Genomic DNA, 11775 nt, shown 5'->3' on the forward strand with positions numbered 1-11775 from the left:
AAGGAAACTTTTAAGGTCACTCTTTGTGCCTGATAAAAAATGGCGAAAACAAGAAGAACCTCAATTGAGGTTCTTCTTGTGATATTTGTGGGACAGCAGTGAGCCTAAACTTCCTTTTTTTATATTATTTATCCTGCTGTATTAACGCAGCTTAGAAAAATACTGCTGGCGCCATTCTTTCCAGAAATACATCACAATGCCGAACATCACCACCACAATGCCAAAAAAGGCATTCGGACTGATATGTTCGTTATTCAAGGTGGCACCTAAAATCAGGGCAATCACCGGGGTCATGACATTACTCAACGACACGGTCGAGGCATTCAAACGCTTGATCAGCCAGAAATAACACAGCATGGCCACAATGGAAGACATGATCATGGTAAAGATAAAACCAATCATGGCTCGTCCACTTGGCAGCGCCGTTGGAAAATGCTGCCAGATAAATGGAATGATCAGCAGTGAACCCACGGCTGAGACCATCAGTGAACCGGTCGCTTGTGACATCGGTTTGAGTGGAGCATTAATCTGTTTGACCCAGAAAATCGAGCTGATATAAGACACCATGCTAATCAGCATCAACACTACACCAATCGGGTTGACTTTACTGTCGGCAGAATCGGCAAAGACAAAGCTCAGACCGGAAACCGCAATCGCCATACCCAGCCATTGTAGCCAGATCAGTTTTTGCGTTTTTAAAATCACATGTCCAATCAGGCCTGCAATCAGCGGTGAAAAACCAAAGATCAGGGCCATTAACCCGGAAGTCAGATAATTGGCTGCAAGATAGATAAACAGCTGCGCACCAATTAAATTCAGACTGCCCGCCACATAACTTTTTAAAGAAGTCTGATCAAAAGGCAGCGGGTCACGCATCAGCTTTAAAAGGAACAAGGCAATTAGCGACGCGCCAAAATAACGGATGATCAGCACCCACATCGGATGGACTTCCTGCACGCTCCAGACAATTGCCAGTGGCGTAGTGGCCCAGATGAATACCAATAAAGCGTAAATACTTGCCATGACCATCATGGAAGATGAATTTGAACTCATAAATTGCTCAATTAAAATTTATCAAAAAGCAGCGAACCAAATTTATGTTCAAATCCGCAATCAACAACACTGATGGCAGCATGGATGCCGCCTGTGGTACTGGGAGATATAGACATCCCCTCAGCACTACAGAAGATTTTTGTTACTTTTCATCTTTGAAAAATAACAATCACCTATACGAAAATATATTAAATCACACTGACACATGAAGTCATGACAATGGAAGCAAAGACATAAAAAAACAGACCTATGCAAAACATAGGTCTGTCAAAAATATCTAAATAAAACTTAAGCCACTTTGCGTAAATCCAGGCTTAAATCAAGATGTTTTTCTGCTTCAAAAGCGGTATTTTTGCTGATCATTTTTTTCAAATGACGCATTTCTTTTGCGGCATTGACCGTAATACCGGCAACGATTTGACCGTCAGTCACACCATACATCACAAATGAATTGTCTGCACCTTTGGCTGCATCCATTTCACCGCGAACATGCCATTCAGCTGCAGCCATATCGCCCACGAACTGGTAGTTAATGTCGAGTTGATCGGTCCAGAACCATGCCGGATTGGCTTTCGGATGCTCTACACCCATCACATGACGCGCGAAAATACCTGCCTGGAGGTTGGCATTTTCCCAGGTTTCGACACGGCGGTATTCACCATCTTCACGAAGCTGAGTCGCGACATCACCTGCTGCATAAATGTCAGCATTTGAAGTCTGGCAGTTTTCATTAACTTTAACCGCAAAATCAACATCCAGACCAGCCTCAACAGCCAGCTGTGCATTTGGCACGATACCAATACCGTAAATGACCGCATCGGCACGAAGCTCTTCACCACCCTCAAGGGTCACGACAACTTCTTCACCATCTAGCTTGCAATCTGCAATCTTGGTTTCCAGACGCACATCCACACCGGCACGGCGTTGCTGTGCCAACAAGAATTCGCTCAGGATACGTGGCGATGAACGACCCATCACCATTGGACCCTGTTCAATCACTGTCACTTCACATTCTTTGTAACGTGCAGATGATGCCAATTCAAGACCAATCACCCCACCACCAATCAACACAATACGTTGACCGGCTTGAAGCACAGGTACCAGTGCTTGTGAATCTTCAAGATTACGCAGGGTATACACATGTTTACCCAGCGCATCAAAGTTTGGTAAACGACGTGCTGCACCGCCTGTTGCAAGCAATAGCTTGTCATAAGCAACAACGTCACCGTTTTGAAGTTCAACTGTATGGGCCTCGGCATTGATTTTAGCCACGCCATTGCCACGAATAGTTGTTACACCAAGTTCAGCCAGTTTCTGTTCTGACAGAATTTCAATCTTGGTTTCTTCAGGTTTTAGAATCACATCCTTGGATAATGGTGGACGCTCATAAGGCAGATGCGTTTCATCACCAATCAAAATGATTTTGCCTTCGTACTTATTGGCACGAAGTTCTAAAATCGCACTTGCACCTGCCTGTCCAGCACCTACAATTACGATGGTTTCGATGTTGCTCATGTCATTAACCTTTTAACTCTGCAGATACGATGCCGAAACCAGCGATCCACTCACTGATGTCTTCGTAGCAATGTGTCGTCATGTCATATTCACCCATTTCATGCAGGGCAGCGAATGCAGCCATCCATGAACGGACTTCCTGACCACCACGGCCACCGTCACGGCGGATGTCAGCTTCAGTCATGGCTTCCAGTGCAGCGAAATCTGCATTCTTGAATTTCTCCAGCAATGCAATATCCCACTCTGGGCTTAATGGTACAGAAACTGAGGTATCCCCTGCAGCAAGCTTCTGTCCTACAGCAATCACTTTGGCCTGACGGGCATTACGTGCTTCAGGGCTTGGGTTACGGCCCGCAATCAGGAATTCTTCCACTTCTGGTGGAACAGAACCCATTTGCGGTGTAGGTGGATCGTGTGACAAACCACCGGTACCCAGTACAAGAACACGTTCATTTTCAAGGTTTAAAGACTTGATAAACTGACCTACAGCACGACCTAAAGCGATGGTACGCTTGGTGGTTGGCATGGGTGCTGCAGCGCCATTAATAAAAACTGGAATCGTTGGATAACGATCAAGCTGACCTTCACACAGGAAATGTAAAGGCTGAGTCACACCATGATCCGCCTGCATACGGTATGAGTATGCAACGTCCACACCTTCGTCCAATACGCGGCGAACCAGCGCCAGCGCCTTGTCTTCAGGCACATCAATATGATCATTGTCCTTACCATAATCCCAGTCACCTGCCGCTTTGGCACGAATGCCCACGCAGAAACTTGGCATCAGGTCATAGAAGAAACCATTGAAATGGTCTGGACCAAAGGTAATGATCAGGGTTGGGTCGTAAGCTTTGACTTCAGCAGACAATTTCTCAAAAGCAGCACGGACTTTCTGCTCTTTAGACTGATCTTGTGGTGAAGCAAATTCCATTAACGGACTGTGCGAAGCACAAATAAGTTTAACGGCCATGAGAGACTCCTTAAAAGGAAGGCAGCCAGAACAGGCTGCCGATAAGTCCATTTGATTTAGACTAGATTTTTATTCGTCAAAGAAACCGGCACGAGGCTGACGTAAGCCGCGAATTCCCAGACCACATTCTGCATTGATCAGAACACCAGTCAAAGGACGGTTATTTTGACGAGATGCCAACAGCACGTATGAACCCGTCATGTCTTCCGGTTCAGGCAAAAAGTTCAGTGGCATGCCACGTGCAATTTTCTCAGGATCACGCGCATCCAGCAGACCAAGATTTTCCTGACCTAATGATGCTGCCCCTTTGATATTGACATTCATACCTGACGGTGCAACGGCGTTCACTCGTACTTTAGGCGCAAGCTCGTAAGCCAGTTCTTTCATAATACCCACACCAGCATGCTTAGATGCCGTGTACACAGGGCCTCCGCCTGCCGAGTACAGTGCAGAGTTAGACAAAGTAAATATGATAGAACCTTCAGAAGCTATCAATGCATCCAGCGCAGCTTTGGCACCAAGAATTAAAGACTTGGTGTTAATACCCATGATTTCATCAAAGGCTTTTTCCAGTTGCTCACCCGATGTATTGACGATATCTGCATAATGATCCCAGATACCAGCATTGCCAACGAAACAGTCAAGCTTGCCGAAGCGCTCAACTGTTGCATTTACGGCACGGACGTTGTCTTCATAGCTGGCTACATCACCGGCAATTGCTAATACTCGATCACCGAAATGGGCTTTCAATGCATCAACTTTTGCCTGTGAACGTTGAAGAACAGCAACTTGTGCACCCTCTTCCAGGAAACGTTCGACCAGTGCCCAGCCTAAACCTGAACCACCACCCGTAATAAGTGCAACTTCGCCTTGTAGCCAACCCATGATTACTCTCCTGCCATCTCTACAAATAACTGACCATCTTCCACAATCACCGGGAAAGTCTGGATTGGATCAGTTGCTGGTAAGCATAATGCTTGACCAGTTTTCAAACAGAAACGTGCTGAATGCAGTGGACATTCCACAGTGCCGTCATCTTCAAGATAACCTTCCGACATAGAAGCATTACCATGTGAACAACGGTCATTCATTGCAAAGAACTCACCGCCATTGTTAAAAACTGCAAGCGCTTCGATACCGTTCACGCCGCAATCCACTTTCAATGCTTCGCCTTCGTCCAATTCGTCAACTTGGCAAACAAAAATCTTATTCATCAGAAGAACACACTCAGGTTATGTGAGGTATAAGTCACTTGGTCTAGGGTGATTTTGCGGTCAAAGATTTGCCAGCCTAAACCACCTTCAACTTTACGGATCTTGTCGTGACGTTTACCACAGTAAATCGTAATATCTTTCTCTTTTTGAGAGCGGTATAACAGGTAAGTCACGTACACGTCGTATTCGCCTGCAACTTCAGTTGGCTCAACAATCACGTTGCTCACCATGTGAGTGGTACGTGATGGAGGCTCTTCCGCCCAAGCCATACCCGTTTCCAGACGCGCTACACGGCGTTCCAACAGATGTTTGTTGTCATTGAACACCCAAGTTGTTGGTGGCTCAACTGAACGACGACGGTCACGGGTTTGCGCGTTTGGCGTGGTACGTAGCGTGTACGAAATATCTTCCGCCATTACGTCCAGCCATTCGCGGAATTTCCAGTCATCCAGCAATTTTGCTTCACGATAAAGGAACTGACTGATTTCGTGATGAAGTTCTAAACTGATTTGACTCATTTCACAAGCTCCTTCTCATATGCTTCAGCTGCTTTCTCAACATCTTCCCATTTTTCATGGATCAGCAAGTCTGCCCAACGGCGGTATAAACCACGTGCAGCAGTTTCAGAGAAGATGTAGTTGGTAATACCTGGAATACCATCTTCACGTACTTTTTCGTTACCTTTACCCATTTCCATAATGAGTTTGTTTTGACGAGCTTTATAACCACGTAATACTTTTTGAATTTCTACCCAGTTTTCAGAGTCATCTTGCTCAAGGAAACCAGCAGGGCCGAAAGCACGGGTTGCAGAACGTTCAAATGCTTCTTTTACGTCTTGTGGTGCGTCAGCATCACAGATACAGAATGCCCAAACCTCAGTTTTGTTTGGACCACGTGGGTGCCATACACGAAGTGTTGCCGTACCGTTCAACCAAGACAGTGTCGGGAACATGGTGTTGTGACCAGCAAGGCGTAGCGCACGGATTTCACCTAAACGGTCTTTTACTTCTTCGTAAGTTTCACGGAAGTAGTTTGCTACTTCGCCGTCTACCCAAACGTTAGCATCTGGTTTTTCAGTGAAGAAGAAGCCTGAACCATGTCCACGTTGACCGTATTGAAGTGCATCTTTTGCTGTTTCCCAAACTGGACGGGCCGTTTGTGCCGCACCTAACTGTTTAGATGCATCATCATCCGGTTTTGCACCAAGAACTTGTACCGCAGATGCGTGAGAGAACAATGCATGGTATTGGTCAGATGCAAACTGTTCAGCAGCAAATTTCCAGTTACATTCGATTTCCCACTTGTGTACACCACCAACGATGCAAGTACCGCCAGGACGACGATCTAGAACACCATCCAGGTACCAAGCGATGTCACCCATGTATTCTTCTAAGTCAGGTGTTGTTTCATCCCAGCAGCCAAATACCAGGCCTTTGTAAGATTTAACACGGTTAACTTCTACCAGACCCCATTGCTCTTTACATGCACCCTGTGGGTAAGCACGCTCTTCAAGCGGGATGTCTTTTAAAGAACCGTCAATACCGTAAGACCAGCCGTGGTATGGGCAAGTGAACGCACGGGTATTACCACAGTCTGCGAAGCTTACGCGCATAGAGCGGTGACGGCATTGGTTTAAAAATGCTTTGATTGAACCGTCTTTTTGACGTGCCACAATAATCGGATCTTCACCCATGTAGGTATTGAAGAAGTCACCCGCCTTAGGAATCTGGCTTTCATGACAAAGGAATAACCATGTACGACCAAAAACGCGTTCAAGTTCTAGTTCATATAGATCTGGGTCTGTATAGATAGATGGCGAGATACGTCCATTTTGTGCATCGACTAAAGCGTCGATTTCGCGCACATCAATTTTTCCACTCATGAAAAGCTCTCCTGTGACCAGTAACGGCACAAAGTAAATAGACTCAACTTTTCAGCGATAATGGATTTTTAGCCAGTTTTGGGGAAATATTTTTTTTGTTTCAATTAAGATATTTTATGAATTACTTAAAACTGTAGCTTATATATTTAAACACTAATGAAAAATACAAGATCATTTATTTTCTAAATGGCAGAATAATCTTCACCTAATAGTTGTTTATAGATTATACTGCTACAAAAATATAGTAAGACATTTTTTGGATTACTCTTTTGGACGAGTTATATGGAATTACGACACCTACGCTATTTTATCACCGTTGCAGAAGAACTTAACTTCAGTAAGGCTGCATTAAAGCTTTATACCGCACAGCCCTCTTTAAGTCAGCAAATTAAAGATCTGGAAGAAGATGTCGGGGTAAAACTGCTTTATCGTACCAAACGTAAGGTTGAGCTGACTGAAGAAGGTGCCGTATTTCTCGAGCAGGCGCGCTTAACCCTAGCACAGGCAGATAAAGCGATTGCCATGGCACGCCAGGTTTCGCAAGCCAAACAGCAAATGCTGCGCATCGGCTTTGTTCCGGTGGCGGAAATGAAAATTTTCCCTTATGTACTACCAAATCTACGCGTGCAAAACCCTGATTTAAAAATCGATTTGCTCAGCTTAAATAACAGTGAACAAATGAAGTTGCTGAAAAAAGGGGAACTGGACGTCACCTTTACCCGGCACAATCTCAATAGTGATGAAATTGAAAGTCTATTTGTGTTACGTGAGCCACTGATCTTTATTTTACCGAAAGACCACCCCTTGGCTAAGTATGAACGAATTCCTGTTAAAGAATTGAATGGTATAGATTTTATTATTCCTGCTGCAGAACAGTCCTTAACATTACATAATGCCATTATAGATTTTTCCCATGCCAATGGCATTGAATTCAATATTGTGCAAAAGGCCGATAACATCCTGTTTAACATCAATTCTGTGGGGATGGGTTTAGGCTGCACCATTCTGCCGGGCTATGTTGCACCACTGACCATGGAAAATACTGTGATTCGCCCTTTAGATGTAGAACTGCCTTACCTCGACCTGTATGTGAGTTACCATAAAAACAGCAGCTCTATCGCAGTGAAGAAATTTATTGAATTGCTGACCCATGTTTTCTATCTAAATATAAACCGCACTTAAAAAAATTTTTATGCTTTTGCACCGGATTGAAGCCACCATTATTTTGCTAATAAATAATGGTGGTTTTTTTTATTTCAATTTGTGTATTTTTAGTCCAGATTAGACTTAAGTCTTACGTTTTTTTCTTATCATTAACACGCTATTTATAGGGAATAACGCATAACTTTTTCTTTAGCCATTTATAAATCACATTTCATCATCGAGAATTACAACTTAAGTCTAATAAATTTCCCACAAACTTTTTAAAATGTTAAAAAACAACAATAACGATAAAAGGTTGCCCCCTCATGCATCTATTACGCCGTATAAAAACAGGGATTCAGCACCATCTTTATTTCTTTCTAACCTTTCCGTTTATTGCTGTGCTGTATGCTACTTTTCAGTTCATGACCTCATGGAACTGGTCAACCTGCCTACTAATGAGCTGGAATCTGGTCATCTATGCCTATTTATTTTTCACCCTGAAAAAACTCTGGCGCATTGATCATGCGCATATCCTGCAACGTGCGAAGGAACAAGATGCCAGTAAATGGCTGATTCTATTTCTGGTCCTGCTGACCTTATTCATCTGCTTCATTGCGCTTATTATTGAAGTGAATAATTTGCCGAGCAATATGCTCATTCAAACCGCTCATATCATTTTATCCATGGTGACCATTACCTCTGCCTGGTTCCTAATGCATACCATTTTTGCGATTCATTATGCGCATGACTTTTATCTGGCACTCGACAAGAATAATGAAGGCGGGCTGGAGTTTCCCAAAACACCTAGACCGACTTATCCCGACTTTTTATATTTTAGTTACATCGTCGGTACTTCCGCACAAACGGCAGATGTTTCCATTACCCACTCCGCAATGCGGGTTCTAAATACCCTGCACCTGCTGCTGGCCTACGGCTTTAATACCACCATTCTGGCCATCACGATCAATGTGGCAGCAAACTTTATCAGCCCTTGAGCAAGAGCATAAAAAAGGATGACCGAAGTCATCCTTTTTATTGGCTAGACGGCGGGATTAAACGCCACGAGCAGTTAAATAGTTTTTAATCACTGTATTGAACTCTTCAGCTTTTTCCACTTGAGACCAGTGGCCACACTGGCTGAAAATGTGTGCATCAGCATTGGGTACAATGTTCAGGATATCCCAGGTACGAGAAACTGGAATCACCACGTCTTGAGTACCATGAATCAACAATACAGGCACAGTGATGTCTTTCATTTTTTCGAAGTCTAACGGGAATTCGAAACGGTCACGGTCACGTGCGCCCACTACGTCCATCAAACGGTTCGATGCATAGTCATTTGCAGCAGAAGCAAAACGTACTTTCACAAGCTCATCAGTAATCAGGTCTTTGTTCACTACAAACATAGACAATGTTTTCTTGATGCCTTCCTCAGTCAATACCGGATTCGCATGCGCTTTCAGTGCAGCAGTCTGTTTTGCACCACCCGTACCCATAGATACAATACCGAGAACACGCTCAGGGTAATCCAGTGCCAATTGGAAAGCTAACCAGCCACCCAGTGAGTTACCCACCAACCAGGTTTTTTCAATGCCCAGTGCATCTAAAGTACGAACTGCATGGTCTACCCAGGCACGGATACCGTAAGCTGTGTTTGGTGCAACTACAGTTTGACCATAACCAATAGTGTCGATAGCGATACAACGTGCCTGCTCACCAATTGATGGCAAGTTTAACCACCAGTTTGCCGCAGCAGATACACCGGTACCTGAACCGTGCAAGAACAGGATAGGTGTACCTTCACCCACTTCGTGATAGTGAGTCAACTCACCTTCTGCAGTTTCAATCCATTTGTCTTCTAAGCCAAAGAATGGATCTGTTGTATATTCAGGGATTTGAACAGTGCTCATACATACTCCTCGTACAGTCTTTAGCTTGCGTTTCCATCTTGATTCAGAATTTAACGTCAAGTTGACTCGGTGAAATTTACTTTTTTACTGCCTTATATTACCTGTTCAAAGCAGTCAAACTGATACAAATTTACGATCAAATACTATAAAAAAACGATAATTTAACTATTTGTTTTTTAAAATTTTATTAAAATCAAAACCCTTATTTTTATTAAGGCATTTAATAATAAAATAGCGCTCTCCATAAAAAAAAGCGACTTATTAAAAGTCGCTTTTTTATTACACTGCTGAATTAGAACTTGTAGGTATAAGTTGTCGCTACACGGTACTCTTTTAAGTCTGATTTCCAGTCGAAATCTGTATCGATATACATCGCCTGGAAGCCTAGGCCTTTAAGTTTACCTTCTGGAACCGTGTAGTTCAGAATCAAATTCAGCTCATCCGATTTCTGGTCTTTCAAAGTAGTCGTTGGAGATGTTTTCACCTCAGCATCTGAACCGATAAAGTATACTGCCGTAGCATTTAAACCTTTGGCACCCAACCCAGAGAAATCATAGCCATAAGTGAAGCCCCATGATTTTTCATTGGTATTGGTAAAAGTTGCGACACCCCAGTTTACCAAGTAAGGTTGTGGTACCCAGCCACCCAATGTCGGGAACGGAGAATCACCAAACATTTGCTGGTAGCCCAAACCAACAGTATGTGCGCCATAATTGACTTTAGCGCCTACAGACAACGCCTGGTTATCAATATCACCATACAGCTTGTCACCTGACTCCGAGTTATCAAAGTAACGGATATGGCTGTCTAACTTGGCTTTTTCACCCAGCTTGGTTTTGTAGCTTGCACCGACATAATGCTGCTGATAAATATCTTCAACATCTGCATACCAGTAGCTACCGCCAATTTCCGGAGTAAACTGGTGATCAACACCCGCAATCAACATTCCATCAGATGTAGGACCTAAATCATAATGTCCTTTTGAAACACCGTCTGGCAAAGTTTTTCCTGGTGCAAACAAGGTTAAATCACGGAACTGGTTGTCATAACGGTTATTAATCCCGTCAATATAAGCCACAGTCAGTTTGGTATCTTTAATCTCTTTAGACTCAAGCCATGCACCGCTATAAGTCGTCAACAACTGACGTGATGGATCGAATACCAGTACTGGAGATACCGGTAATAATTCACCGACTTTTAATTCAGTTTGTGAAACTTTGGCTTTTAAGGTCGCGCCAACTTTACCAAAATTGTCTTTCGACTCTTTGCCATCATGCGGCAAAACCCAGTCTGCTTTTGTATCACGACCATTTAATTTAAATGCATGCTGCACCAAAAGGTCCGCACCGATCTGAATACCGCCACCGATATCCTGATAACCCGATTTGGCATCCAGGGTGATACCTTGAGACCAAGAACCCCAGTTGTTTTGCGGAAGATCCGCATACTGACGGTCTAAATAAAAGTTTTTAAATTTTAATTGGACATTACTGTCGTCAACAAAATCTGCATTCGATGCAGTTGTTCCTAAAGTTGCTGTCGCAGCAAGCATTGCTATCCATAAGTTTTGACGACGCATGGCTGAATTCCCTAGTAATCAAATTAAGCTATGACGCCATCATGCTAAACAATCACAAAAAACGAAATCCGACCAGAGTATTAAGATTTATTGCCTTTATGGCTATTTCTGCTTTTTTTTATTTTAGTGATTCAAATCACGTTAAGAACTTTAAACAATAAGTCATTTTATCTTCCTTTCATTTCATTTTTGTTAAACCTTTGTTTCAGTGTTTATTTTAAAAGAATTTAGGCTTTTTGACCGCAAAAAAAAATTGATTAATCGCTTTTAAGTTTAACCCAGAGCTAAAACCACTTAAATAATTGATTATATTAATATAACTATCCTATGATATGATATTTTTTATCTATAAACTCAAGTGTAAAATCAAAGTCTAGCAATAAAAAAAGCGCCCTTTCGGACACTGCTGTCCCATAGTTTGCTTTAAATAAAAAAACCTGAGTCCTAACAGTTAAAATATGAGTGCAAACAAACACTTTAACGACCAGGATTCAGGTTTTGTCACA

11 protein-coding genes are annotated in these 11775 nt (G+C 43.0%); 2 read left to right on the forward strand and 9 right to left on the reverse strand.

Annotated features, from left to right (window positions below):
- Positions 1 to 141 precede the first annotated feature (141 nt).
- From ACE01T_RS15810 to hcaE, 7 genes are all read right to left on the reverse strand, one after another.
- Positions 142 to 1053 carry a DMT family transporter gene (locus ACE01T_RS15810; protein ID WP_086195290.1) on the reverse strand — a complete coding sequence of 304 codons (912 nt, stop codon included), beginning with the start codon at positions 1051 to 1053 and terminating at the stop codon, positions 142 to 144.
- 288 nt (positions 1054 to 1341) lie between these two features.
- Positions 1342 to 2568: a 3-phenylpropionate/cinnamic acid dioxygenase ferredoxin--NAD(+) reductase subunit gene (gene hcaD / locus ACE01T_RS15815; protein ID WP_086195289.1), complete on the reverse strand. Its 1227-nt coding sequence runs from the start codon at positions 2566 to 2568 to the stop codon at positions 1342 to 1344.
- Positions 2569 to 2572: 4 nt separating this feature from the next.
- A complete protein-coding gene (locus tag ACE01T_RS15820; RefSeq protein ID WP_086195288.1) occupies positions 2573 to 3538 on the reverse strand; it encodes a 3-carboxyethylcatechol 2,3-dioxygenase in 966 nt (321 codons plus the stop codon).
- A gap of 69 nt (positions 3539 to 3607) precedes the next feature.
- Positions 3608 to 4423: a 3-phenylpropionate-dihydrodiol/cinnamic acid-dihydrodiol dehydrogenase gene (gene hcaB, locus ACE01T_RS15825; RefSeq protein WP_086195287.1), complete on the reverse strand. Its 816-nt coding sequence runs from the start codon at positions 4421 to 4423 to the stop codon at positions 3608 to 3610.
- Positions 4424 to 4425: 2 nt separating this feature from the next.
- Entirely contained in the window at positions 4426 to 4752 is a 327-nt protein-coding gene (hcaC, locus tag ACE01T_RS15830) for a 3-phenylpropionate/cinnamic acid dioxygenase ferredoxin subunit (protein ID WP_076752998.1), read from the reverse strand.
- Positions 4752 to 5270 (reverse strand): 3-phenylpropionate/cinnamic acid dioxygenase subunit beta, encoded by a 519-nt coding sequence (gene hcaF, locus ACE01T_RS15835; RefSeq protein WP_086195286.1) that lies wholly within the window; start codon positions 5268 to 5270, stop codon positions 4752 to 4754. The genes hcaC and hcaF overlap by 1 nt, the downstream gene beginning before the upstream one ends.
- Entirely contained in the window at positions 5267 to 6634 is a 1368-nt protein-coding gene (gene hcaE / locus ACE01T_RS15840; RefSeq protein WP_086195285.1) for a 3-phenylpropionate/cinnamic acid dioxygenase subunit alpha, read from the reverse strand. Before hcaE ends, hcaF begins: the two co-directional genes overlap by 4 nt.
- Before the next feature lie 282 nt (positions 6635 to 6916).
- Between hcaE and hcaR the strand changes: the two genes are divergently transcribed.
- Positions 6917 to 7816 carry a DNA-binding transcriptional regulator HcaR gene (hcaR, locus tag ACE01T_RS15845; RefSeq protein ID WP_086195284.1) on the forward strand — a complete coding sequence of 300 codons (900 nt, stop codon included), beginning with the start codon at positions 6917 to 6919 and terminating at the stop codon, positions 7814 to 7816.
- Between the two features lie 287 nt (positions 7817 to 8103).
- Positions 8104 to 8775 (forward strand): DUF1345 domain-containing protein, encoded by a 672-nt coding sequence (locus ACE01T_RS15850; RefSeq protein WP_395519654.1) that lies wholly within the window; start codon positions 8104 to 8106, stop codon positions 8773 to 8775.
- A gap of 57 nt (positions 8776 to 8832) precedes the next feature.
- Here the strand turns inward: ACE01T_RS15850 and ACE01T_RS15855 are convergent, their stop codons facing one another.
- Both ACE01T_RS15855 and ACE01T_RS15860 read right to left on the reverse strand, forming a co-directional pair.
- Positions 8833 to 9690, reverse strand: coding sequence for an alpha/beta fold hydrolase (locus ACE01T_RS15855; protein WP_180043082.1), 858 nt, complete (start codon positions 9688 to 9690; stop codon positions 8833 to 8835).
- A gap of 292 nt (positions 9691 to 9982) precedes the next feature.
- The gene (locus ACE01T_RS15860) at positions 9983 to 11269 is read right to left on the reverse strand and encodes an OprD family outer membrane porin (RefSeq protein WP_180080066.1); all 1287 of its coding nucleotides are present in this window, start codon (positions 11267 to 11269) and stop codon (positions 9983 to 9985) included.
- Positions 11270 to 11775: the final 506 nt, after the last annotated feature.

Origin of the sequence: Acinetobacter uliginosus, from assembly GCF_044130295.1 — a bacterium.
Lineage (GTDB): Bacteria > Pseudomonadota > Gammaproteobacteria > Pseudomonadales > Moraxellaceae > Acinetobacter.